We start from the raw sequence: 24,207 nt of genomic DNA, 5'->3' as shown, positions 1-24,207 counted from the left end.
GGGGGTGCGGATCACCTATGTGCACCAGTACTTCAAGACGCCCGGGATGGCCGGCGGGACCCGGTCGTACGAGTTCGCCCGGCGGTTGGTCGAACACGGACACCAGGTGCACATGGTCACCGCCGACGCGTCCGGCGGACCGGCCCGGGTCACCACCGAGGCCGGGATCGTCGTGCACTGGCTGCCGGTGCCGTACGACAACGCGATGTCGTACCGCCGCCGGATCCTCGCCTTCCTCTCCTTCGTCGGCCGGGCCACGCTGGTGGCCGCCCGGCTCGACCACGAGCTGGTCTTCGCGACGAGCACGCCGTTGACGGTGGCGATTCCGGGCGTGGTCGCCGCGATGCGCCGCCGGGTGCCGATGGTGTTCGAGGTCCGGGATCTGTGGCCGCGGGCGCCGATCGCGGTCGGGGCGCTGCGGTCGCCGGCCGCCCGCTGGGCCGCCGGCCGGTTGGAAGCCTGGGCCTACCGCCGGTCGGCGCACGTCATCGCGCTCTCCGACGACATGGCGGACAGCATCCAGCGCCGGTTCCCGCGGGTGCCGGTCACCGTGGTGCCGAACGGCTCCGACCGGGCGCTGTTCAGCGGCCCGGCCGCCCGGCGGGCCGGTGCGGCGCTGCGCCGGAGCCTGCCGTGGCTCGGCGACCGCCCGATGGTGCTGTACGCCGGCGCCCTCGGCGTGGTCAACGGCGTGGACTACCTGGTCCGGGCGGCCGCCCGGCTGGCCGTGCTCGACCCGGAGGTGCGGGTGGTGATCCTCGGCGACGGCCGGATGCGGGAGTCGATCCGCCGGCTGGCCGCCGAGCTGGGGGTGCTGGAGCGCACCCTGTTCCTGCTGCCGCCGGTCGCCAAGACCGAGGTGGTCGCCTGGTTCGCCGCCTGTGACCTGGCCACCGGCCTCACCCTGAACCGTCCGGAGCTGGGCAGCGACTCGTCGAACAAGCTGCTCGACGCGCTGGCCGCGGGCCGTCCGGTCGCGGTGAACCACGGCGGCTGGATCACCGGCCTGCTCACCCGCACCGGGGCCGGTCTGGCCCTGCCGCCGGACGACCCGGAGGGTGCGGCCACCGTGCTGGCCGGCTTCCTGCGGGACCCGGCGGCGGGCGCGGCGGCGCGCCGGGCGGCGAGTGCGCTGGCCCGGGACCGGTTCGACCGCAACGTGCTGTTCCGCGACTTCGAGCGGGTGCTGATCGAAGCCCGCTACGGTCTCGGCGCCGGCCGGACCGCGGCGAGTACCAGCAGGATCCACATCAGCCGGGCGTCGTAGTAGTCGCCGGAGAACAGGCAGGTGGCCCCGATGAAGATGCCGCAGTAGGCCGCGGTCCGTGCCGCCAGGCCGCGTTCGGCCACCGGCACCGCGCGGTACGCCTGCCACAGCGCCACCCAGGCCACGATCAGCAGGGTCATGCCCACCACGCCGCCCTCGGCCAGGATCGACAGCAGCAGGTTGTGCGTGTACAGGTCGAGGCCCAGCCCGCTGAGGCTGGGGAAGCCGTTGAGCCCGGTGCCCAGCAGCGGGTGGCGCAGGAACAGCTGGAAGGCCATCCGGAACAGCACGTCGCGGTCGGACAGGTAGCCCTGCCCGACGGTGGTCTGCACGAACCGCTGCTGCACGAACCCGGCGATGGCCGGGCCGCCGGCGATCACCACGAGCGCGCCGACCACGCCGAGCAGGGCGAGCGGCTTGCCGGCCCGGTCGAAGTCGATCCGCGGCCGGATCGCGACCAGCGCGAGCACGGCGGTGAAGCCGAGCGCGACCAGGCCGCCGCGGGAGCCGGACGCGACCGCGCCGAACAGGAACATCGGAATCGGCACCAGCCAGATCATCCGTTCGCCGTGCCGCAGGTACAGGAACAGCGAGGTGATCACGCCGAGGATCATCAGGCGGACGAAGACGTTGGGCCCGCCGCCGAGCGCCGCCCACCGCCCGTTCGCCTCCCGGCCCAGCCCGGCCGCCGCGGCCAGGAAGTAGACCCAGGCGGCGACGTGGAAGAGGGTCAGCGTCGTGGCGGTCACCCGATCGCCGTCCCAGGCGGCCAGGATGTAGTAGACGATCACCAGCCCGGTCAGCGCGACCAGGTCGCCGACGACCGGCCCGGTGATCGCCCCGGGCGGCGTCCACAGCACCGAGACGCCCTGGTAGGCGACCAACGCCAGGATGCCGAGCAGCGCCTGGCCACCCTGGGCCGGATGCGGCCCGGCGTAGTTGGCCTCCAGGACCAGACTCAGGAGCAGGATCAGGAACAGCGGTACGCGGACGTCGTTGGCCACCGGAATGTCCAGGCCGGCCCGCGACAGGGTGAACCGGCCGGCCAGCGCCACCACGAAGGCGATCAGCACGACCAGCCCGGGTCGCGCGGTGCCCGGCGCGGTCGTCACCGGGCCACCCGGACGGCGTGCGCCGAGCGTCGCGCCGCGTCCAGCCCGAGCGCCGTCGCCGCCGCGGCCAGGCCGAGCACCGCGGCGTGCGGCGGGGCCAGCACGGCCATCCCGGCCGTGGTGACCACGACCTGCAGGGCGAGACAGCCGAGCAGGAGCCGGCTCAGCAGCCGGGGCGCCAGTGTCGTCTCCAGGGTGGGCCGGGCGGCGTAGAACATCGCCAGCGGAACCGCGGCCGGCACACCGAGCCGCAGCACCGGGACCGCCGCGGTGAACTCGGCGCCGAGGAACCGGTGGATGAGGACCGGGGCCGCCAGCACGATCACCGCCACCGGTATCGCCGCGAGCACCCCGGCGGCGGTGGGCAGGGCACGCAGCAGTCGTCGTACGGCCGCATCGTCCTGGCCCCGGTCGGTGAAGTGCCGGCTCAGGCGGGGCATCAGGACCGGGGTGAGCATGGCGAACTGGGCGCAGACCAGGGCGACGGCCGAGGTGGTGAACCCGGCATAACCGGCCTCGGGGCGCCCGGGCATCGCCACCGCGACCGCCAGCGCGGGCACCGTGTAGAACGCGGGCAGCGCCAGCTCGCCGGGCGTGCGGCGGGCGCCGTAGGAGAGCAGCGTGCGCAGGGTCGGCTCCGGCCCGGTGACCGGCGGGAACCTGCCGCGGACGGCCAGCATGCCACCGGCGGCGGCCAGCCCCGCGCCGACGCCCTGGACCAGCAGGAAGTCCTCGATCCGTGCGGTGCTGACGAAGGCGATCAGCGGGATCAGGCCGAGGCCCAGGCCGTACACGAGGTTCGCACCGGTCACCTGACGGGTGCCGCGCAGCGCGGCGAACGCGATGGTGCACAGGCAGTTGCCACCGAGCAGGACCGCGATCGCGACCACCGCGGACCGGCCGCCGGGCAGTCCCAGCAGCCCGGCGATCCCCGGACCGGCCGCCACCGCGATCAGTCCGGCGACGGTGACCAGGACGGTCTCGGCGAGCAGCGCCTGCCGGACCAGCCGGCGTGTGGTCGCCGCGGTGTGCGGCAGGTAGCGCTGCAGCCCCAGCGCGAGCCCGAACATCAGCGGCGGCTGCAGGGTGCTCGCCACGCTCCGGGCGATCTGGTAGAAGGCGAACCCGCCGACGCTGCCCCGCCGGGCCACCAGGTGGAACAGCGCCAGACCGGTGCCCAGCACGAACCACTGGACGGCCAGGCTGGTGACGTAGTCACGCAGCACCGGCCGCAGACCCGGCCCTTCGGTCATGCGGCCGCGGCCCGGGGGCCGGGCCCACCGAGGTAGGAGTCGTAGCGGGGCACCGCGTCCGGCCCCTTGCGGGCCACCATGTTCAGCACGCAGCCCAGCAGCGTCGCGTTGACCGCGTGCAGCGCCCGGACCGCCGCGGTGACCTGGGCCGACGTGGTCCGACGGGCGCGCACCACCAGCAGCGTGCCGTCCGCGCGGGCGGCGACCACGGCCGCGTCGGTCACCGGCAGCAGTGGCGGGCAATCGAAGATCACCACATCGAATTTCTTGCGTACGGCGTCGACCAGCTCCGTCATCCTCGGCGAGCTGAGCAGCTCACTCGGGTTCGGCGGGGTCCGCCCGCTGGCCAGCAGCCACAACCCGGCGCCCCACGGCTGCAGCACCTGCTCCAGCGCCGCGGTCCCGTCCAGGACCGTGCTCAGCCCGGCCGAGTCCTCCCGGCCGAGCAGCGCGGCCAGCCGGGGGTGCCGCAGCTCGGCGTCGACCACCAGGACGCGCTGTCCGGCCTCGGCGAACAGCAGGGCCAGCCCGCAGGCGGTGGCGGACCGGCCCTCCCCGGGCACCGCGCTGGTGACCGCGAGCGTCTTGACCGAGCCGGCCGCCGCCGCGCACTGCACCTGGGTGCGGACCTCGCGCAGCGCCTCGGTGCGGGCCGAGGCGCTCGGCGAGACGAACGGGTGACCCCGGTCCAGCGGCACCCGGGCCAGCACCGGGGCGGAGGCCAGCACCTGCAGCGCGTCGGCGGTGCGCACGGTGTGGTCGGCCGCCTCCCGGCCCACCGCGCCGATCGCGCCGGTGACCATTCCGGCGACCGCGGCCAGCGCGAAGTTGTTCGCCCAGTCCGGCGAGACCGGGCCGTCGTCCAGGGCCGGGCCGGAGACCACGGTGACCTTGACGGTGGACGGCTCACCGGCCTTGGGACGCTCCAGGTCCTCGACCGCGGTGTCGAACCGCCGGGTGAGCCGGGTGAGCAGCAGCATCGCCCGGTTGCGGTCCCGGTCCTCGACGCTGACCTCCATCATCACCGTGTCCGCCACGGTCTTCGCGCTGATCGCGTCCCGGACGTCCTTGAGGCTGAGGTCGATGCCCGGGCTGCCGGCCAGCGGGGTGGCCACCTCGTCGCTGGTCAGCAGTTTGGCGTAGGTGGACAGCCGGCTGGCGTTGAACATGCTGGCCGGGTAGAGGTCGGAGGCGCCGGCGATCGGGGTGGAGAAGAAGAACGTGACCCGCGCCGCGTACACCGGGGTGGTGTTGAGGTTGACGATCAGGGCGACGCCGAGCGCGAGGACGACCGAGGTCAGCAGCAACCACCAGTTGCGCCGGGCGACACGGAGGTATTCGCGCAGGCCCACCCCCGTCACCCTAAAGTACTTTTTCAGGATTTTTCCGCTGTTACGCTCCGGCCATGATGGGCGCACGGTTCTGGGCGTACCGGCGCGTGTTCCCCCTACTCGTCGACGCCACCGCCTGGGCCGTCGGCCTGTTGGCCGCGGTCCTGGCCCGGCACGACTTCCTGCCCACCCGGCGCCACCTTGCCGGGGGCCTGGCCGCGGTCGGCCTCGCGGTCCTGCTGCAGGCGGTCATCGGGCACACCCGGCACCTGTACCGGGGGCGGTACCGGTTCGCCGAGTTCGACGAGATCCGGTCCGTGGTGTTCACCACCGCGGCGGTCACCGTGGTGCTCACCGTGATCGTGGTGTTCGTCTGGCATCCGGTCTCGCCCGGGCTGCCCGCCCTCGGCGGCGCCGCCGCGCTGACCCTGATGCTCGGCATCCGCGACCTGCGCCGGCTGCGGTGGTCCCGGCAACGGCGCCCGGACGCGCAGACCGCCGCACCGGTTCTGCTGTTCGGGGCCGGCACCGCCGGGGCGATGCTGGTCGCCTCGATGCTGCACGACCGGCACGGCCGCTACCTGCCGACCGGGCTGATCGACGACGACCGGGACAAGCGCCGGCTGCGGATCCTCGGCGTGCCGGTGCTGGGCACCCGCGACGACATCCCGCGGGCGCTCGCCGACACCGGCGCCGGCCTGCTCATCTTCGCGGTCGCCAACGCCGACGCCGCCCTGGTCCGCGACATCCGCGACCGGACCCTGGCGGCCGGCGCCGCGTTCCAGGTGGTGCCGTCGGTCAGCGAGATGATGGACCAGCCGGTCGAGGTCGGCGACATCCGCGAGGTGCAGGTCGCCGACCTGCTGGGCCGGCATCAGATCGACACCGACCTGTCCGGGATCGGCGGCTACCTGACCGGCAAGCGGGTCCTGGTCACCGGTGCCGGCGGCTCGATCGGCTCCGAGCTGTGCCGGCAGATCCACCGGTTCCGGCCGGCCGAGCTGATGATGCTGGACCGCGACGAGACGTCGCTGCTCGCGGTGCAGCTCTCGATCGACCCGGTGGCGCTGCTCGACGACCCGTCGGTGATCCTCGCCGACCTGCGTGACGCCGACCGGGTCCGCGAGGTGTTCCGCACCCGGCGTCCGCAGGTGGTCTTCCACGCGGCCGCGCTCAAACACCTGGCGCTGCTGCAGCGCTATCCCGCCGAGGCGATCAAGACGAACGTGCTGGGCACCCTGAACGTGCTGGACGCGGCGACGTCGGTGGAGCGGTTCGTGAACATCTCCACCGACAAGGCGGCCGACCCGACCAGCGTGCTCGGTTACTCCAAGCGGATCACCGAGCGGCTCACCGCGTGGACCGCGCGGCGTCGCACCGGCACCTTCCTCAGCGTCCGGTTCGGCAACGTGCTGGGCAGCCGCGGCTCGGTGTTCACCAAGTTCAACGCGCAGATCGCGGGCGGTGGCCCGCTCACCGTGACGCACCCCGAGGTGACCCGGTACTTCATGACCATTCAGGAGGCGGTGCACCTGGTGATCCAGGCCGCCGCGATCGGGCAGGACGGCGAGGCGCTGGTCCTGGAGATGGGCGAGCCGGTGCGGATCGCCGAGGTGGCCGCCCAGATGGCGCAGTTCGCGCCGGCGCCGGTGGCGATCGAGTACATCGGGCTGCGGCCCGGCGAGAAGATCTCCGAGACGCTGTTCGGGGCCGGCGAGGTGGACAGCCGGCCGGACCATCCGCTGATCTCGCACGTGCAGGTGCCGCCGCTGGACCCGGTGCGGCTGGCGGCGCTCGCCGAGCCGTCCGACTCCGGCGTGCTGATCGCCCGCCTGGCGGAGATCTGCGCCGCACCCGCGCCGGCAACGGTTGTTCGGTAAGAATCGGGTTTTCCAGCGCGAAAGCTATTCGCACTGGTGCAATCGGGGCATGGACTCCTCTTCGCAGAGCGGGCCGCGGCCCGCGCGCGCCGGCGTGCACGCGGCGCTGCGGGCCTGGCGGGAGAGCCTGATCGACCTCGGTGACCACAACCGGCTGATCAACTTCGCGGCCGGCAACGCCGACCTGCTGGAGATCACCTCGCCCGACCCGCATCAGGTGGTCACCACGCTCAGCCGGGGCACCGGGGCGGTGCTGACCGGTTCCGGCGGCGCCGCGCCCGGCGACGGCACCTTCCGCACCGAGCTGACCGAACGCTCGCTCGGCCCGCTGCTGCGCCGGCTGCAGCGCCGTGCCCGGCAGGAATACCTGGACCGCGGCGTGTTCGTGCTGCACCTGGCGCTCGGCATGCTGCACTGGCGGCTGGCCGCCGACGACGAGGACCCGGACAGCGAGACCACCAGCTACACCAGCCCGCTGCTGCTGCTCCCGGCCGACCTGGTCACCGGCGACCTGGCCGAGCAGCCCGAGCTGCGGCTGCGCGACGAGGAGCCGGTGGTCAACCCGGCGCTCGCGCTGCGGCTGCGACGGGCCGGGATCGCCGTCCCCGACCTGGAACCGGCCGCCGAACTCAACGTGTCCCGGTTCTGGGACGAGTTCACCGGCACGGTGGCCCGGCGGCACGGCTGGCACATCGAGCGGACCGTCATCCTCACCTGCCTCACCTTCCACAAGGATGCGATCTACCGCGACCTGCGCGACAACGAGGAGCGGATCCTGGCCCACCCGGTGGTCCGGGCGCTGGCCACCACCGACCCGCGGCGGCAGACCGAAGCCTTCAAGTTCACCCCGATCCGGCCCGAGGAGGTGGACCGGCTCGCCCCGCCCGAGGGCATGCCGCTGGTCCTGGACGCCGACTCGTCCCAGCGTGCCTGCGTGGCCGCCGCCCTGGCCGGGCACAGCTTCGTGATGGACGGCCCGCCCGGCACCGGCAAGTCGCAGACCGTGGCCAACATGATCGGCGCGCTGCTGCACGCCGGGAAACGGGTGCTGTTCGTCTCCGAGAAGGTGGCCGCGCTCGACGTGGTCCGCAACCGGCTCGCCGCGGCCGGGCTGGACCGCTACATCCTGGAACTGCACGGCCAGCAGGCCGGCCGGCGCGAGGTGGCCACGCTGCTGGCCGCGGCGGTCGACGAGACGCCGGAGCCGCCCGCGGACGCCCCCGTGCTCGACCGGGCCGCGCTGCGCGAACGCCGGGAGGCGCTGACCGCCTACGCGGCCGCGATGAACGAGACCCGCCGGCCGCTCGGCGCCAGCCTGTACGAGATCATCGGCCGCTGCGCCGGGCTCGCCGACGTGCCCGCCGCCCCGGTGCCGGCCGTCGACCCGGGCGCGCTCACCCCGGACGTGGTGCGCCGCATCCGCGAGGCGACCGAACAGCTGTCCCGCTCCTGGCGGGCGATGGCCGGCGGGGACGCGCTGCTCTGGCGCGACGTGACCACCCGCGAACCGCTCGACTCGGCGCTCAGCCGCGCCGAGACCGCCCTGGCCGCGCTGGCCCGCTCGGCCCGGATCGCGGACGCCGCGGCGCAGGCGTTCGGGCTGCGTGCCCCGGCGGACGCGGCCACCCTGGCCCGGCTCGCCGAGCACGCCGGCCGGCGCCCCGAGCGGGTCGCCGAGTCCTGGCTGACCGCCGACGACCTGGCGCCGGTCCGGCGGGCCGCGGAGAGGCGCGGCGACGAGATGGCCGCCGCGGCCGAGGCCGCCACGGCGGTCCAGCAGCGGGCCGGCGTGCCGTGGACCGCGCTGCCGTCCGCCGCCGACCTGCCGATGCCCCCGTCGTTGGAGGCGTTTCCCGGCCCGGTCGGCCTGGACACGCTGACCGCGGCCGACGCCGACGAACTCGCCCGCGACTTCGCCAGGGCCGCCGACCAGGTGGACCGGCACCGCCGCGCGGTCAACCGGGTGACCGCCAAGCTGGGGCTGCCGCAGGCCGGCACGATCCGCGACATCGCCCGGGTGGCGGCGGTCGCCGAACTCGGCGCCCGGCCGCACAAACCGGAGCGGTTCTGGTTCACCCCGGGCGCGCTGGCCGGCGTGCAGACCGGGGCGGGTGCGCTGCGCCGGGCCCTGGAGGTGTTGGTCGCCACCGAGATCCAGGCCCGGCCGTACTTCTCCGAGGCGATCCTCGCGCAGCCGGTCGAGGAGCTGGCCGAGCGGTTCGCCACGGTGCACCGGGGATTCGGGCGGCTGCGCGCGGCGTACCGCCGCGACCGCCGCCAGGTGGCCGGTTTCGTGCTGCCCACGGCGCACCTCGGCGACGCCGTCGACCGGATCGGCACCGCGGTCGCCTGGAAACGGGCCCGGCAGGAGCTGGCGGCGGCCGAGCACGCGTACGCCACCGCCCTCGGCCGGTACTGGCAGGGCCGCGGCACCGACTTCGTGGCCCTCGACGAGGCGATCGCGGTGGCCGCCGCGGCCCTCGCCGCCGCACCACCGGCCGGCATCGGATCGGTGCTCACCTACATCTGCGCGCCGGCGCCCGACCCGGAGCCGATCCAGGTGGTCACCGAGGCCCGTGACGCACTGCTGCGGTGGCAGGCGACGCTGCGGCCGGCGCCCTACCCGGCGGCCCGCCCGGAGCTGGTGTCCGGGCCGATCGACGACGCGATCGCCTGGCTGACCGGGCACGTGACGGCGCTGCACGCGGTCGCCGAGACGGTCCGGGCGTACGACGCGGCGACCGGGCACACCCTCGACTACGCCGAGACGGTGCGACTGGGGTCGCTCCGGGACGCGGCGGCCCGGGCGGCGGCGGCCCTCGGCGGGCCGGCCGACGGGCTCGCCGAGGTCGATCCGGGTGCCCTCGCCGCAACCGTGGCATGGGCGGCGCAGGCCCGGGACTTCGCCGGCGGTCCGCTCTCCGAGGCGCAGCTCGTCGCGCTGCGCGACCTGCGGCCGATCGTCGGGCTGGCCGAGCGGGCCGCCGAATGGGAGCAGGCGAGCCGGGCGGTGCTCGCCGGCTTCGGCCCCTCCCGGCAGGCCGACCTGCGCGACCGGTTCGCCGACTATCAGCGGGCCGCCGCCTTCCTGCGCGACATCCGCAACGACAGCAGCGGCCAGGAGGAGTGGTTCGCCTGCCTGGACGCCCGTGACGTGCTCACCTTCCACGGCCTGGACGCGGCCGTCGAATTCTGCGCCGACCGGCGCCTGGACGGCACGGACGTGCCCGCGGTGCTGGACCGGGCGCTGCTGCACGGCTGGGCCGACGCGGTGGTCCGGGCCGACCATCGGCTGCGGCCGTGGCGCTCCGACGACCGGGACCGGCTGGTCGCCGAATTCCGGCAGGCCGACGAGCGGCTCGCGGTGGTCGCGGCCCGCGAGATCGTCGCGGCGGTCGAGGACCGCCGGCCGCCGCCCGAGAGCGCGGCCGCGGGCCTGTTGCGGCGCGAGGCGATGAAGGCCGATCGGCAATTGCCGGTACGTGACCTGCTGGGCCGTGCCCGCGAAGCGGTCCTGGCGCTGCGCCCGTGTGTCCTCGCGTCCCCGCTCACGGTGAGCCAGTCGCTGCCCCCGGACATCGGCTTCGACGCGGTCATCTTCGACGAGGCCTCGCAGATCACCCCGGCCGACGCGATCAACTGCATCTACCGCGGCACGTCCCTGATCACCGCGGGCGACGACCGCCAGCTGCCGCCCACCTCGTTCTTCGATCGGGCGGCCACCGAGGTGCCGGACACCGAGGTGCTCGACTACCAGTCCGTGCTGGAGCTGGCCAAGGCCTGCGGAGCCTTCCCCGGGATGGGTCTGACCTGGCATTACCGCAGCCGGCACCAGGCGCTGGTGGCGTTCGCCAACGACGCCTTCTACCAGGGCCGGCTGAGCACCTTCCCGGCCCCGGGCAGTGGCGGCCCGGACACCGGCGTCGCCCTCTTCCCGGTCGCCGGGGTGTACCGGCGCAGCACCGGCCGGGACAACCCGGTCGAGGCGGAACGGGTCGCCGAACGGATCGTGCACCACTTCGCCACCCGGCCGGAACTCTCGGTGGGCGTGGTGACCTTCTCGGTGGCGCAGGCCGAGGCGATCGAACGGGCCCTGGAGAAGCTGGCGGCCGGGCAGCCGGCGCTGGAACGGATGGTCACCGACGACCGGCTGCACGGCTTCTTCATCAAGAGCCTGGAGTCGGTGCAGGGCGACGAACGCGACGTGATGATCTTCTCGATCGGCTACGGCTACGACGAGGCCGGCCGGATCAGCGCGAACTTCGGCGCGTTGAACCGGCCCAACGGCTGGCGCCGGCTCAACGTGGCGATCACCCGGGCCCGGCACCGGGTGGAGATCGTCACCTCGATCCTGTCCCGCGACGTGCCCGAGTCGGAGAACGAGGGCGTCCGGCAGCTGGCCGCCTATCTCGACTACGTGGAGCGCGGTGCCGGCGACACCAGCCTCGACCACAACGACCCGACCGGCGACTTCGTCGAATCGATCCTGGAGACGGTCCGCGGCTGGGGCTATCCGGCCCGGGCCGCGCTGGGCACCGCGGGCGGCCGGGTCGACATCGCGATCCGGCACCCCGACGACCCGTCCGGGCACTACCTGCTCGGCGTGCGCTGCGACGGCCCCGGATACCGGGACTGCCCGGCCGCCCGGGACCGCGACCGGCTCACCGACCAGGTGCTGCTCAGTCTCGGCTGGCGGCTGCACCGGGCGTGGGCGCTGTCCTGGTACCGCGACCGCGACGGCGAGCAGGCCCGGCTGCGGGCGGCGCTGGACGCGGCCCGGGCCGCCTGGGCCGGGCGCACCGGGGCGGTCGAACCACCCGCCGGGCGGGCGCCGGCCACCCGTGCCGGAGTGCCACGGCGCGACCGGGTACAACGCGCGCGGACGTAGACGTACCGCTCGATGTTGCTTCTTCGGCATTTTTGAGATCCACCGCACTGCGGTGCTCCGTGACGGGCTCGGCCTTCGTCTTGAACCACAGGACGAGGGCTGAGCTTTCCGGGGGTGCCGCATGCCATCGACGTCAGCGCGGGAGCGGCTGCGCGCGGTGCTCGGCTGGGTGCGCCGGCGTCCACGGTGGCTGCGCCGCACCGTCGCCGCGCTGGTCGCGGTCAACGTGGTGCTGGTGCTGGCCGCCGCCGGATATGTGTGGAGCGTCGACCTGCCGGCCGACCCGGCCCCGCCGCAGGCCTCGGTGCTCTACTACCGCGACGGGCAGACCGTGCTGGCCCGGATCGGGCTGGCCGACCGCACCGACGTCCCGCTCGACCGGGTGCCGGTCGGCGTGCGTCAGGCGTTCCTGGCCGCCGAGGACCGCGGCTTCTACGACCACCACGGCGTCTCGGTGCGCGGCCTGTTGCGCGCGCTGTGGTCCAACGTGGCGAAGGACAGCGGGCAGGGCGCGTCCACCATCACCCAGCAGTTCGCCCGCAACGCGTACCTGACCCAGGAGCGCACGGTCAGCCGCAAGGCCAAGGAGGCGGCGCTCGCCCTCAAGCTGGAACACCGGTTCACCAAGGACCAGATCCTCGAGCGCTACCTGAACACCATCTACTTCGGCCGCGGGGCGTACGGGGTGGAGGCCGCCGCCCAGGCCTTCTTCGGCTCGTCGGTGGACCGGCTCACCGCGTACCAGGGTGCCGTGCTGGCCGCCATGGTCAAGGACCCGACCCGTGGCGACCCGGCCGTCGACCCGCACTGGACGCTGAACCGGTGGAAATGGATCGTCCGCGCGATGAGCGACGCCGGCTGGCTGCCGCCCGGGGCGGCCGACCGGACGCCGTACCCCGCGGTCGCCCCCGAATCGGTGACCGCCAGCGCGGTCGGCGGCCCGGTCGGGCTGATCGCCGACCGGGTCGAGGACGAACTCGTCGCCGCGGGGGTCAGCCGGCAGCAGATCCGCACCGGCGGACTGCGGGTCATCACGACCATCGACCCGCAGGCGCAGCGGGCGGCGACCGCGAGCATCGGCGCCGCGCTGGCCGGGCAGCCGGCCGAGCTGCGCACCGCGCTGGTCGCGATCGATCCGCACGACGGCGGGGTGCGCGCCTACTACGGCGGCGACCGGGGGCGCGGCTACTACGACGACGCGTTGGCCGCCCGCCCGCCGGCGTCGACCTTCAAACCGCTGGTGCTGGCCGCCGCCGAGGAACGCGACATCAGCTACCGGTCGTACTACAACGGGACGTCGCCGCGGCTGTTCTCCGACCGCGGCGGGGCGCCCCTCTACAACCTGGACAACCTGCAGTGCCCGGTCTGCCCGCTGGACACCGCGATGGTCTACTCGCTGAACACGCCGTTCTACGCCCTGGCCGAGCAGATCGGCCCGGGCCGGGTGCGTGACCTGGCGCTGCGGCTCGGCGTGCCCGCCTCCTACGGCGACCAGACCACCCTGGTCGATCTCAACGGCGAACTCACCCCCGGCCGCACCCGCGCCGACATCGCGATCGGGCGCTATCCGGTCGCCCCCGCCGACCTGGCCGGCGTCTACGCCACCCTGGCCGGCGGCGGCATCCGCGCCGACCGGCACTTCGTCACCCGGGTCGTCACCGCCCAGGGCACGGTCCTGCACCGCGCGGACACCACCGGCCGCCGGGTGCTGGGCGCCGAGGTGGCCGCCGACGTCGGCGCGGTGCTCACCCGGGTGGTCCAGCACGACGGCGCGGTGCCCGGGGTGGCGGCCGCCGCGAAAACCGGCTCCCAGCAGTACGGCAACACGTCCGACTCGTCCGACGCGTGGACCGCCGGGTGGGCCAGCGGACTCGCCGCGGTGGTCTGGGTGGGACGCGACAAGCCGGGGCCGATCCGCACCCGCAAGGGCGCGGCCATCAACGGGGACGGCATGCCGTACACCATCTTCAAGACCTTCCTGGCCGGAGCGCTGCGCGGCGGCCAGCGGATGTCCCTGCCCCCCGCGGCCGAGGTCGGGCACGTCGAGAAGGCCGACCTGCAGACGATCGAGACCAAGGTGTCGATGATCCCCGGCCGGGTCTTCGCCGGGCCGCGGCGCGGCGACCAGGTCGACCGCTCGCTGGCCGTCGGCGACTGGAGCGAACGCACCGCCCGGCTCACCGCGGCGCTGGACCGGTACGCCGCGACCGCCCCCGACTTCGCGGTGTCCCTCGTCGACCGCAGGACCGGGCGGCACTTCGACTACCACGGCGACCGTGCGTACGAGACGGCCAGCGTGGTGAAAGTGGAACTGCTCGCCGCCCTTCTGCTGTCCGCCCAGGACGCCCACCGGCAACTCCGGGCCGCGGAACGCCGCCGCGCCGAAAAAATGATCAAAGCGAGCGACAACGACACCGCCAAGCAGGTGTACGACGCGATCGGCGGCCCGACCGGCCTGAGCGCCGCCCTCACCCGGCTCGGGCTGAACTCCACCACACCGAACCCCAGCTTCGGCCTGAGCCGCACCACAGCCCTCGACCAGACCCGGATGATCACCGCCCTCAGCGACTCCGGCGGCCCCCTGGACAGCACCTCGAAGCAGCAGATCCTCACCCTGATGGCGAACGTCAACGCCGACCAGAACTGGGGAATCAGCGCCGCCTCCTTCGACGGCGAACAGGTCGCGCTGAAAAACGGCTGGCTGTCCCGCACCACCGAATCCCACCGCTGGATCATCAACAGCACCGGCCGGATCACCGGCGCCAAAACCGACGTGGCCCTGTCCATCCTCTCCCACGGCCACAGCAACCAGCCCGACGGAATCAGCGTGGTCGAACACATCGCCGCCCTGACCCGCAGCTACCTAGGCTGGTGACCACGACACCCCAGAACATTCATCCCCGCCGGCAGCTCTTTCACACCCCGCTTTCGTGATGGCTGATACCCCCAAAGAAACGCGCAGCCGTCCTGACGCAGCCCCCAAATCCCCGCAACACACCCTCCGAAAGACGGCACAGCCAGCCCCAAAAAAGCCCACCCTCCAAAGAATGGCCCCGATCCAAGATAAAGCCGCGGCACCTCGACTCCACGGCACTCCACATCTCAATAAAACTGAAACTGCGACAGGTCAATTCCAGCGCAATACCCATATTTTTCCACCCCGGCCACAGCCCGGTGACCACGACGCCCCCGGAGTAATCCCACCCGCCCGAGTGTCACCTTGACCACCACCACACCCCAGCCCCCAAAACAATTAAAAGCCCACCGTGTGCCCCATCAACCGCAGGCGGCGCGCCAGCAGAAATCGGCGCGCCAGCCGCCACCTCCTCCGCGACCGTCGAGCAGGTGAGGACCGTCGGGTCGGTCGCGAGGTCGTCCTCGGCTGTCGGGTTGGGCGTGAGGTCGTCTTCGGTCGCGAGGTCGTCCTCGGCTGTCGGGTTGGGCGTGAGGTCGTCTTCGGCGGTCGGGGTGGTGGCGGCTGTCGGGTTGGGCGTGAGGTCGTCCTCGACCGCCGCAGCGGTGGGCTTGAGGGAGGAGGCAGGCGTCGGAACCGCATCGACTGGCTGCGGTCGGTCGGCAGTTCGCTGCCGCCGTCGTTCATCGCCGGCGGTGACCGCCGCCCACGCGTCAGCGGCACTCCACCCGTTCCGCACCAGCTTCCGCGTATGCCTTTGTCGCAGACCCCATGCGCGATGCCGAGCATGCTCTCGCCGGAATTCCTCTTTCTCCTCGGAGTAATTCCGCGCAGCAGTGCGATCCCGCATCCGCGCGACCTCTGGCCGACTGAACAAAGACAACTGCCCCACCCCCAAATTATCCCGCCCTCCAGGGAAAAAGTGTAAGCCCCGTCAAGTGCCAAAAATTATTCCTTCGGAGCCGTGCGGGAAGGTGGTCCGAGAGCTAATGTGGTGCACGCGGGAATGTTTTGTCTCCGGCGCCCACAATCTGAAGTTTCAGTCCACGCTGCGAGCCGCTCTTTCCTCAGGGACGTGCCAGAAACTCGAACATCGAGAGCAGGTGATGTCTTGGTAATATTTTAAATACGGTCACATCTGTTGCCGGGATTCGGCTGCAGCGGGAAGCCTGCCGACAGCGGTCCGCCACTCCTGGCTTCGGGCTCCCGGTTGGGACGCATCGGTACGGTGACTACATGGCCGCATCCGGTTTCGACCGGCGGTCTGCGGCACAGCTGCCGATCGCGGCCGAGCGCACCATCTGGGCCAGCGGAGTCCCGCGGCTCGCGCGACCTCTGTTCCGGCTCGACGCGGTGATCGACGCCGCTGACCTCGCCCCGGTCCTGGAGTCGGTGCGGACGCACATCGTCGCCTGACGCTGCTCGGCCAATGCTGGTGGTGGCAAGCCAGGAGCGGTGTCTGTGCCGATGCCTGGTGCTCCTGCTGGTAGCTGGTTTGTGGTGCCGGTAGGTGGTGCCGGTAGGTGGTCTGGTGTCGGCGTGTGCTGGTGGCCGGTGGCGGCAGGAGCTCTGGTGCTGGCGTGTGCTGGTGGCTGGTGGCGGCAGGAGCTCTGGTGCTGGCGTGTGCTGGTGGCTGGTGGCTGGTTTGTGGTGCCGGTAGGTGGTCTGGTGTCGGCGTGTGTTGGTGGCTGGTGGCGGCAGGAGCTCTGGTGTTGGCATGTGCTGGTAGCCGGTGCGGGTGCTTGCGGGGCGTGAGTGTGGGCGTGTTGTGGTGGAGGATGTCGGCATGGACGAGATTCTCCGCAGATCGGACGCCTCGGCGGCGGTCGGCGAGTTGGGCTGGCGGTTTGTGCTCGGCACGTTGCAGGCCGCTGTCGCGGTCGACTCGATCAGTGAGGGTGCGCAGGTGCTCGCCCGGGCCGTCGCGGCCTGTGGTGCGGACGCCGATGCGCACCTCCGGGCCGATCTGTGCCCGAGCCGGGTCGTGTTGAGCCTGCAGTCGGCTGAGCGGGCCGCGGTGACCACCCGCGACGCCGACCTTGCCGGGCGGATCACGCGGGCCGTCGGCGAGGGCGGATGGCGGACCGGGCCGGATCTCGGTGCTGACGGGCCGCGGTCCGTGCAGCTGATCGAGATCGGCATCGACGCGTTGGACATCGCGGCCATCCGTCCGTTCTGGCGGGCCGTGCTCGGCTACACCGATGAGCCGGGGCACGGTGACCCGGAGGATCCCGTCGTCGACCCGCTCCGGATCGGGCCGGCGATCTGGTTCCAGCAGATGGACCAGCCGCGTCCGCAGCGCAACCGGATCCACTTCGACGTGAGCGTGCCGCACGACGAGGCGCCCGGGCGCATCGAGGCCGCGCTCGCCGCCGGCGGCCGGCTCGTGTCGTCGGAGCATGCGCCGGCCTTCTGGGTGCTGGCCGACGCCGAGGGCAACGAGGCCTGCGTGACCACCTGGCAGGGCCGTGACTAGAGACCGGAAATCCGGCAGTAGCGCGATCGGTGCCGTGTGGTGATCCGGCAGGGGCGCGATCACCGTCGTGCGTGCCGACCTGACGGGACGGCAGACAGTACTCTGGTGCCCTCACCGTGAGGAGGTGCGGAATGCGAAGCCGTCGATCCAGCCTGGTTTTCGGCTGTCTCTGCGCTGCCCTGGCCGCGTCGGCGATGGCCGTTCACCTGCCGTACTACGCGATCTTTGCCACGGCCGCGTTTGTCGCCGTCCTGACCGTGTGGGTGGTCGTTCTGTCCCGATCCGGGCGTCGCCGCTGAGCGCGTCGAGTGGCTGCTGCCGGCGGTAGTCGCGGAGAGGGCGGCTTCGGCGCGGGGCTGAATGTCGCCGACCGTGCGGTGCTCCGTGCGGGGCAGTGGCGCCAACGCCGGCCGCCGGGGTGTGCGGTCTCGCCTGTTGCTGGGTGCCGGGGCAGTGGTGGCAGAGGTCGGCGCCCGGGGTGTGCGGTCTTGCCTGTTGCTGGGTGCCGGGGCAGTGGCGGCAAAGGTCGGCGCCCGGGAGCGGTGCCGGGGAGAGCCCGCCGGGATGGCGGGCCACCGCGCCGGGATGGCGGGCTACCGGTCCAGGCGATGGGCGGGGTCAGCGAGAGGCGCCGGGGCCTCGGTCAGGGGCCCGGGTGGGTGGCGGCGCCGCGCAGGAGGGCGTCGACCAGGGCGGCGGGGAAGTTCTCCTCGGGGAGGCCGGTGGCGGAGCCGAACATGCTCTGCATCATCGACGGGCCGGAGAGCATCAGGACGGTGAGGTCGATGTTCAGGTCGGGGCGGAGTTCGCCGGTGGCGATGCCGCGGCGCAGGATGTCGCGCATGAATTCGCGGCGGGGTTCCATGACCGCGTGGTGCATGCGGTTGAGCTCCGGGTCGCGTTGCAGCTCGGGGAGCAGGCAGGCGGTGACCATGCCGAACTCGCGGGCGCGGGTGGAGCGGTTCGCGGTGACCAGGGCGACCAGGTCGTCGCGGGCGGAGACACCGACCAGCGTGGGGAGCGGGCCTTTCATGCTGCGCACCGCGTCGATCAGGAGCGCCTCCTTGTTCGGCCACCGGCGGTAGATGGTGGCTTTGCCGACGCCGGCTTTGGCGGCGACCTGCTCGATGGAGACGGAGGCGGCGCTCTGCCCGTCGGCCAGCAGGGCGAGCACCGCGTCGAGGATGGCCTCGTCGGCCTGGGCGTTGCGGGGCCGGCCAGGAGCCTTGCGCTCCTGGCCGGCCGACGTGGTGCTGGTCATGGGGTTCATTGTTACCGACGGGTTACGCCTCGACCAGGGCTACGCCCTGCTCCTCGGCGAGGACCGGGCTGTGCGGGCCGGCCGGGCGCTTGCCGGGCAGGAACAGCGCGGCGACCAGGGCGCCGAGCAGGGCGAAGATCAGGCCGCCGGCGGTGGCCCAGTGCATCGCGGTGACGAACGACTCGTTGGCGGTGTGGATCAGGGCGGGGCCGGCCGGTCCGGCCTGCGCGGCCACCGCGTACGCCCCGGTGATCGATTCGCGGGCCGCGTCGGCCGCCGGGCCGGGCAGGCCGTCGGTGGCCGAGCCCAGGTTGTCGCGGTAGACCGAGGAGAGCACCGCGCCGAGGACCGCGACGCCCAGCGCACCGCCGAGCTGGCGGATGGTGTTGCTGACCGCGGAGCCGACGCCGGCTTTCTCCCGGGGGAGCGCCGACATGATCGACTCGGTGGCCGGCGGCATCACGTTGGCCATGCCGACGCCCTGGACGAAGAAGGCGAGGGCGACCAGCGCGATCGGCGTGGTCGCGGTGATCGGCAGCCAGATGGCCAGACCGAGCGCGACCAGCAGCAGGCCGACGGTGCTGACCAGTTTCGGGCCGAACCGCTTCACCATCGTGGAGCTGATCGGCGCGAAGACCATCTGGCCGACCGCGAACGGGACGAACAGCGCGCCGGACTCCAGCGGGCCGTAGCCGCGGACCAGCTGCAGGTAGAACGCGCCGAAGAACATCGCGCCCATGGCGGCGAAGAAGACCAGACCGATCATGCCGGTGGAGGCGGAGAACTGCCGGTTGCGGAACAGTCGCACGTCCAGCGACGGGAATTCGATCCGGCTCTGGTAGAGCACGAAGCCGGCCAGCACCAGCACGCCGGAGGCGAGCGGCGCCCAGGACAGGGTGTCGCCGAAGCCGTCCTCGCCGCCCTTGATCACACCGTAGGTGAGCAGGGTCAGGCCGACGATCGAGAGCAGGACGCCGAGCACGTCGACCCGGTTGGGCCGGGGGTCGCGCGACTCGGGCACCAGCACGGTCACCAGCACCACGCCGATCACCACGATCGGCACGTTGATCAGGAAGACCGAGCCCCACCAGAAGTGCTCCAGCAGGAAGCCGCCCAGGATCGGGCCCAGGGCGACGGCCAGACCGACCGCGCCGGCCCAGACGCCGATCGCCCGGCCGCGCTCGCGCGGCTCGAAGACGTTGGCGATGATCGACAGGGTGGACGGCATGACCGCGGCCGCGCCCAGGCCCATCACCGCGCGGGCGGCGATCAGCTGGTCGGGGCTGTCGGCGTAGGCCGAGATCAGCGACGCGATGCCGAACAGCACCAGGCCGATGGTCAGGGTGATCCGGCGGCCCAGGCGGTCGGCCAGGATGCCGGCGGTGAAGAGCAGGCCCGCGAAGACCAGCGTGTACGAGTTGATGGCCCACTCGAGCTCGCTCTGCGTGGCGCCGAGGCCGCGCTGCGGGTCCGCGATGATGCGCAGGGCCACGTTCAGCACGGTGTTGTCCAGAACCACCACGAGCAGGCTGATCACCAGCACGCCCAGGATGGCCCAGCGTCGGGGATGCCCGGCCTGGGGTTGTGCTACGTCGTTCATCCGGTGTTTCCCCCCGGTTTCGAAACGGAACTGTCTCGTATCTCAATAGGGACAGTAGCCCTGTCCGCCCGTGAAACGGAACGGTCTCGTATCGAAAGTGTCGCCCGTCACGTGTTGGCCTGGAGCGCGCTGCAGCTTCTGGCGTCGCCGGCATGGAGCAGTGGGACCACCTGGGAGCGCACCGGGATCTAGCCGACCTGCTGCCGGCCCTCGACGTCGAGCTCGACGCCGACCAGATCGCCCGGCCGGACGCCGCCGGAGCCTGACGGCGAGAGCTCACCGCCGCCGGAGCCCAGCTCGACCGAGACTCGGGGGGACGCGGACGCCATCTCCAGGATGCCGTCCGCATCGACCGGTCGGGCCAGCAGGTAACCCTGCGCGTACTCGCACCCCAGGCGGGCGAGCACCTGCAGGTCGGCGGCGTTGTCCACGCCCTCGGCGACGGTCACCATGCCGAGGGCGTGGGCCATCCGCACCATGGCGTCGGCGAGCGAGGCGCGCGCCTGGTCGCGGTGGATGCCGGCCACGAAGGTTCGGTCGATCTTGACGACGTCCCAGCCGTGGTCGGCGACCCGGGCCATCGAGGAGTACCCGGTGCCGAAGTCGTCGACGGCGATCTTGACGCCGGCCCGGCGCAGCGGCCCGAGCGCGGCCTCGACCGTCTCCGGTTCGGCCATCCCGGTCTCGGTCAGTTCCAGGGTGAGCTGGCCGGGCGGCGTGCCGGTGCGCTCCAGCGCGGCCAGCACCTGGCCGGCGATGGCGGCGTCGAGCTGTCGCGGGGACAGGTTCACCGCGATCGGAATCCACCCGCCGGTCCGGTTGTACCAGCCTCGCTGCTCGGTCAGAGCCTGCTCCAGGACCACCGTGAACACCTGCCCGACGGTGCCGGCCGCCTCGGCGATCGGGATGAACACCACCGGCGGCAGCGTGCCGTCGGCCGGGTGCGCCCAGCGGACCAGCGCCTCCACCGAGTGCAGCCGGCCGTCGTCGACCCGGAAGACCGGCTGGTAGACGCAGTACAGCTCGCCCGGGTGGGTGAGTGCGCGGCGCAGGTCGGCGTCGAGGCGCAGGCGCTGGGCGGCCTCCGAGCGGACGTCCGCGTCGAAGCGCACCATCCGGCCCCGGCCGGCCGCCTTGGCCTGGTACATCGCGGTGTCCGCGTCCTGCATCAGGGTGTCCGGGTCGGCGTCGGTGTCGGCGGTGGTGCGCAGCCCGATCGACAGTGACGCGAAGAATTCGGTGCCGTCGGCCAGTCGCATCGGCCGGCCCAGGTTGTCGGCGACCCCGCCGGCGATCACGTCGGCCTGCTCCTCGGTGGTGTCCGGCATCAGGATGACGAATTCGTCGCCGCCGAGCCGGCACACCACGTCGGTCTCCCGGACCGCCGCGCGCAGCCGGGTGCTGATCTCGATCAGCAGCTGGTCGCCGGCGTCGTGGCCGAGGCTGTCGTTGACGTCCTTGAAGTGGTCCAGGTCGCAGAAGAGCAGGCCGACCCGGGCGGCGGGATCGGCCGGCAGGGTGTCCAGCGCCAGCGCCAGCCGGTCCATCAGCAGGCTGCGGTTGACCAGCCCGGTCAGCGGGTCGTGCCCGGCCCGCCAGGCCAGCTCGTGGATCGGGCCGGCCAGCCGGACCGCGACCAAAGCCATGGACAGCGCGGCGCCGAGCACCAGGGGTGCGTCCGAGCCGGGCTCCCAGAACAGGTGCAGGCAGGGCAGCAGCAGGGCCGCGCCGAACAGGATCAGCGCTCGGTTCAGGGTCAGGGTGGTCATCGCGGCGCGGCGCGGCGTGGTGTTCACCATCGACGGGTGCAGCGCGGCGGTGCCGAGCAGGATCGGCATCGCCATCCAGCCCAGGTCGATCAGCCCGCCCTCGCGGTACGTCCCGGCCAGGCTCTGGTGGGTGTAGAGGGCGTCGGAGACGAACCAGGCGACCAGTCCGGTCAGCAGCCAGCGCACCCCGGGTGTGCGCAGCTCGACGCCGAGCGCCAGGGCCAGCGCGCAGTACACCACGATCAGCGTGTTGACCGGCGCGGACGCGGCGAAGAACCGGGCGGTCAGGCTGCCGCCGACGGTGACCGTCGGTTCGACCACCAGGATCCAGGCGAGGCTGGCCAGCGGGGACAGCAGCACCGCGGCGTCGATGAAGGCGGTCCGGCCGGCCCGGGCGGCCAGCATCGCCGTGCCGGCCGCGATGGTCAGGTGCCCGAGCAGGTACAGCCAGTCGGCGATCGACGGGAAGGCCGGTTCGCCGCTGACCGCGGTGTGCACGGCGAAGAGCACGTCGCCGGCGGCCGAGAACGCCAGGCCGAGCCCGATCACCCGCCAGCCGGCCCGGCGCTGCGGCAGGTTCCCACGCAGCCCGAGCCAGGTGGCCAGCGGTGCCGTGCTGTTCACCACCACGTAGATCCACCGGGTGTCGGCGTTGAACGGGGTGAGCAGGTAGACGGCGGTCAGCGCGCCGGTCGTCAGCAGATAGATCCACCACAGATGGCGGATCCCGCGGGAGTGCATGTGAGGTCCTATCGGCGGGCACCGGTCCGACTGGAGACTTCTGCCCGGTCCTTCCGATGCTGCCGTACCGGAGACGCCGGTGCGCGGGTTTCGCCCAGCGGGGGTTCTCCATCCGTGGCCGGGTCTCGCATCACCCGACACCCTCGTGAAAGGTTGACCGGTATGGATCTCAGCGGCAAGGTCACCGGCTTCGCGCTTCCTGACCTCGAGCACTCGGTTCGGGAGAAGATCCTGCTGCGCAACACGGCCCGATCGTTCTTCGAAGGAGATGTGTCATGACCACGATCGTCAACGGACTCGACGAGCTGAAGGCCCTGGTCGGCCGGGACCTGGGGGCCAGCGAGTGGCTGGAGATCACCCAGGAGCGGGTGAACACGTTCGCCGACGCGACGGGGGACCACCAGTGGATCCACGTGGACGTCGAACGGGCGAAGGGCGGGCCGTTCGGCGGGCCGATCGCGCACGGCTACCTGACCCTGTCGCTGGTGATCCCGCTGTTCGGCTCGCTGCTCAAGGTCGAGGGGATCACGATGGGGGTGAACTACGGGCTGGAGAGGGTGCGTTTCCCGCACCCGGTGCGGGTCGGGTCGAAGATCCGGCTGGCGGCGACCGTGGTGAGCGTCGAGGACGTGCCCGGGGGGACGCAGAGCACGTTCGACTTCACCGTGCAGATCGATGGGGTGGACAAGCCGGCCTGCGTGGCTCGTGCGGTCTATCGGCAGTACGCGTAAGGGGACCGGGGCATGGCCGGGCGCCGGGCGGCTCTGTCGCCCGGCGCACCGTGCCGGACTTCGGCGGGTGCCGGTGACGTCCGCCCGGCTTACGGCCAGGTGGTGTCGACCAGGGTGGGGAGGATCTCGGCGGCGGGGCCGGGGAGGTTGACAGTGGCGATCGGGTCGAGGGGGGTGGGCTGGGGGTTGATCTGCAGCACGGCGGCGCCGGCCCGGGCGGCCAGGCGGGGGATCTCGGCGGCGGGGTAGACGAGGCCCGAAGTGCCGATGGTGAGCAGGACATCGCAGGCGGAGGCGGCTCGGACAGCGGACTCCAGAGCGTACTCGGGGAGTGGCTCGCCGAACCAGACGACGCCGGGTCGGATCGGCCCGGTGCAGTGCCGGCAGCGGGGCGGGGGGATGCGGCGGCCCTCGGCGTCGGCGTCGTCCGGGATGGGAGGCGGGAGCGGGGCCGGGCGCGAACACGATGCGCAGCGTGGAGTGAACAGGCTGCCGTGCAGGTGCAGGGGTGCCGGCGAACCGGCGCGTTCGTGCAGGTCGTCGACGTTCTGGGTGATGACGGTGAGCCGCGGCAGGTGCGCCGCCATCCGGGAGACGGCCAGGTGGCCGTGGTTCGGGCGGACCCGCTGGACCAGGCGGCGGCGCCACTCGTACCAGCCCCAGACCAGGTCCGGATCCTCGGCGAAAGCCTGCGGGGTGGCCAGGGCCTGCGCATCGAACCGCGACCACAGGCCGGTCAGGGCGTCGCGGAAGGTGGGGACCCCGCTCTCGGCCGAGATGCCGGCACCGGTGAAGACCACCACGTGCCCGGCCCGGGCCAGGAGTTTCGCCGCCTCGCCCAGGGCCATCTCGGTCTGCTCCTCCGCCACTGCCCGCCGCGCGGGCCGAAAACGGCCCGGGTTGCGGGCCGAGTGAAGTCTCGCAGCGGCGCGGCCGGGGCGCATCACCGTTCCCGTGGTGGGTCGTTTGAGGAACAGACGGGTC

Annotated in this window: 16 protein-coding genes; 8 read left to right on the top strand and 8 right to left on the bottom strand. The window is 72.7% G+C overall.

All coding sequences use genetic code 11. The features are described 5' to 3' along the window. Positions 1–4: 4 nt before the first annotated feature. Positions 5–1,267 carry a glycosyltransferase family 4 protein gene (locus ACSP50_RS27130; RefSeq protein WP_052311953.1) on the top strand — a complete coding sequence of 421 codons (1,263 nt, stop codon included), beginning with the start codon at positions 5–7 and terminating at the stop codon, positions 1,265–1,267. Here the strand turns inward: ACSP50_RS27130 and ACSP50_RS27125 are convergent. From ACSP50_RS27125 to ACSP50_RS27115, 3 genes are read right to left on the bottom strand one after another with little or no spacing between them, the layout of a single operon-like run. Next, positions 1,201–2,379 (bottom strand): O-antigen ligase, encoded by a 1,179-nt coding sequence (locus ACSP50_RS27125; RefSeq protein WP_080128023.1) that lies wholly within the window; start codon positions 2,377–2,379, stop codon positions 1,201–1,203. The two genes, ACSP50_RS27130 and ACSP50_RS27125, sit on opposite strands and share 67 nt — an antisense overlap. After that, positions 2,376–3,632, bottom strand: a complete 1,257-nt coding sequence (locus ACSP50_RS27120) for a lipopolysaccharide biosynthesis protein (protein WP_080128022.1) — start codon at positions 3,630–3,632, stop codon at positions 2,376–2,378. The genes ACSP50_RS27125 and ACSP50_RS27120 overlap by 4 nt, the downstream gene beginning before the upstream one ends. Then, positions 3,629–4,984, bottom strand: a complete 1,356-nt coding sequence (locus ACSP50_RS27115) for a polysaccharide biosynthesis tyrosine autokinase (RefSeq protein WP_014692499.1) — start codon at positions 4,982–4,984, stop codon at positions 3,629–3,631. The genes ACSP50_RS27120 and ACSP50_RS27115 overlap by 4 nt, the downstream gene beginning before the upstream one ends. 53 nt (positions 4,985–5,037) lie before the next feature. Here ACSP50_RS27115 and ACSP50_RS27110 point away from each other — a divergent pair, with 53 nt between their 5' ends. The 3 genes from ACSP50_RS27110 (at position 5,038) to ACSP50_RS27100 (ending at position 14,606) form a co-directional block, all read left to right on the top strand. After that, on the top strand, positions 5,038–6,843 hold the full coding sequence (locus ACSP50_RS27110) for a polysaccharide biosynthesis protein (protein ID WP_197688093.1): 1,806 nt from the start codon (positions 5,038–5,040) through the stop codon (positions 6,841–6,843). A 49-nt stretch (positions 6,844–6,892) separates the two neighbouring features. Continuing rightward, entirely contained in the window at positions 6,893–11,731 is a 4,839-nt protein-coding gene (locus ACSP50_RS27105) for a DUF4011 domain-containing protein (RefSeq protein WP_014692497.1), read from the top strand. A gap of 121 nt (positions 11,732–11,852) precedes the next feature. Beyond that, positions 11,853–14,606, top strand: coding sequence for a transglycosylase domain-containing protein (locus tag ACSP50_RS27100; RefSeq protein WP_014692496.1), 2,754 nt, complete (start codon positions 11,853–11,855; stop codon positions 14,604–14,606). Between the two features lie 340 nt (positions 14,607–14,946). Here ACSP50_RS27100 and ACSP50_RS42325 read toward each other — a convergent pair whose 3' ends face one another. Next, positions 14,947–15,384 carry a hypothetical protein gene (locus tag ACSP50_RS42325; protein ID WP_155123635.1) on the bottom strand — a complete coding sequence of 146 codons (438 nt, stop codon included), beginning with the start codon at positions 15,382–15,384 and terminating at the stop codon, positions 14,947–14,949. Positions 15,385–15,881: 497 nt separating this feature from the next. Between ACSP50_RS42325 and ACSP50_RS27095 the strand changes: the two genes are divergently transcribed. The 3 genes from ACSP50_RS27095 (at position 15,882) to ACSP50_RS42320 (ending at position 17,420) form a co-directional block, all read left to right on the top strand. Beyond that, the gene (locus ACSP50_RS27095; RefSeq protein ID WP_014692495.1) at positions 15,882–16,061 is read left to right on the top strand and encodes a hypothetical protein; all 180 of its coding nucleotides are present in this window, start codon (positions 15,882–15,884) and stop codon (positions 16,059–16,061) included. Positions 16,062–16,431: 370 nt separating this feature from the next. Continuing rightward, positions 16,432–17,121, top strand: coding sequence for a VOC family protein (locus ACSP50_RS27090; protein WP_014692494.1), 690 nt, complete (start codon positions 16,432–16,434; stop codon positions 17,119–17,121). Between the two features lie 131 nt (positions 17,122–17,252). Next, positions 17,253–17,420, top strand: a complete 168-nt coding sequence (locus ACSP50_RS42320) for a hypothetical protein (protein WP_014692493.1) — start codon at positions 17,253–17,255, stop codon at positions 17,418–17,420. Between the two features lie 344 nt (positions 17,421–17,764). Here the strand turns inward: ACSP50_RS42320 and ACSP50_RS27085 are convergent, their stop codons facing one another. From ACSP50_RS27085 to ACSP50_RS27075, 3 genes are all read right to left on the bottom strand, one after another. Continuing rightward, positions 17,765–18,382, bottom strand: a complete 618-nt coding sequence (locus ACSP50_RS27085; RefSeq protein ID WP_231956724.1) for a TetR/AcrR family transcriptional regulator — start codon at positions 18,380–18,382, stop codon at positions 17,765–17,767. Between the two features lie 22 nt (positions 18,383–18,404). Beyond that, entirely contained in the window at positions 18,405–19,982 is a 1,578-nt protein-coding gene (locus ACSP50_RS27080) for an MFS transporter (RefSeq protein ID WP_014692491.1), read from the bottom strand. 188 nt (positions 19,983–20,170) lie between these two features. Next, the gene (locus tag ACSP50_RS27075; protein WP_014692490.1) at positions 20,171–22,492 is read right to left on the bottom strand and encodes a bifunctional diguanylate cyclase/phosphodiesterase; all 2,322 of its coding nucleotides are present in this window, start codon (positions 22,490–22,492) and stop codon (positions 20,171–20,173) included. Between the two features lie 275 nt (positions 22,493–22,767). Between ACSP50_RS27075 and ACSP50_RS27070 the strand changes: the two genes are divergently transcribed. Then, positions 22,768–23,223 (top strand): MaoC family dehydratase, encoded by a 456-nt coding sequence (locus tag ACSP50_RS27070; protein WP_014692488.1) that lies wholly within the window; start codon positions 22,768–22,770, stop codon positions 23,221–23,223. 89 nt (positions 23,224–23,312) lie between these two features. Here ACSP50_RS27070 and ACSP50_RS27065 read toward each other — a convergent pair whose 3' ends face one another. Further along, positions 23,313–24,071 (bottom strand): NAD-dependent deacylase, encoded by a 759-nt coding sequence (locus tag ACSP50_RS27065; RefSeq protein ID WP_014692487.1) that lies wholly within the window; start codon positions 24,069–24,071, stop codon positions 23,313–23,315. Positions 24,072–24,207 lie beyond the last annotated feature (136 nt).

Origin of the sequence: Actinoplanes sp. SE50/110 (assembly GCF_900119315.1) — a bacterium.
Classification (GTDB): Bacteria; Actinomycetota; Actinomycetes; order Mycobacteriales; family Micromonosporaceae; genus Actinoplanes.
This window is presented reverse-complemented; position numbering and strand designations above follow the sequence as displayed.

Bases quoted from the DNA above. Each gene is read 5' to 3' on its own strand.
- ACSP50_RS27120 (WP_080128022.1), bottom strand. From the start codon at position 3,632: ATGACCGAAGGGCCGGGTCTGCGGCCGGTGCTGCGTGACTACGTCACC.
- ACSP50_RS27110 (WP_197688093.1), top strand. From the start codon at position 5,038: ATGATGGGCGCACGGTTCTGGGCGTACCGGCGCGTGTTCCCCCTACTC.
- ACSP50_RS27105 (WP_014692497.1), top strand. From the start codon at position 6,893: ATGGACTCCTCTTCGCAGAGCGGGCCGCGGCCCGCGCGCGCCGGCGTG.
- ACSP50_RS27100 (WP_014692496.1), top strand. From the start codon at position 11,853: ATGCCATCGACGTCAGCGCGGGAGCGGCTGCGCGCGGTGCTCGGCTGG.
- ACSP50_RS27095 (WP_014692495.1), top strand. From the start codon at position 15,882: ATGGCCGCATCCGGTTTCGACCGGCGGTCTGCGGCACAGCTGCCGATC.
- ACSP50_RS27090 (WP_014692494.1), top strand. From the start codon at position 16,432: ATGGACGAGATTCTCCGCAGATCGGACGCCTCGGCGGCGGTCGGCGAG.
- ACSP50_RS42320 (WP_014692493.1), top strand. From the start codon at position 17,253: ATGCGAAGCCGTCGATCCAGCCTGGTTTTCGGCTGTCTCTGCGCTGCC.
- ACSP50_RS27085 (WP_231956724.1), bottom strand. From the start codon at position 18,382: ATGACCAGCACCACGTCGGCCGGCCAGGAGCGCAAGGCTCCTGGCCGG.
- ACSP50_RS27080 (WP_014692491.1), bottom strand. From the start codon at position 19,982: ATGAACGACGTAGCACAACCCCAGGCCGGGCATCCCCGACGCTGGGCC.
- ACSP50_RS27075 (WP_014692490.1), bottom strand. From the start codon at position 22,492: ATGCACTCCCGCGGGATCCGCCATCTGTGGTGGATCTATCTGCTGACG.
- ACSP50_RS27070 (WP_014692488.1), top strand. From the start codon at position 22,768: ATGACCACGATCGTCAACGGACTCGACGAGCTGAAGGCCCTGGTCGGC.
- ACSP50_RS27065 (WP_014692487.1), bottom strand. From the start codon at position 24,071: ATGGCCCTGGGCGAGGCGGCGAAACTCCTGGCCCGGGCCGGGCACGTG.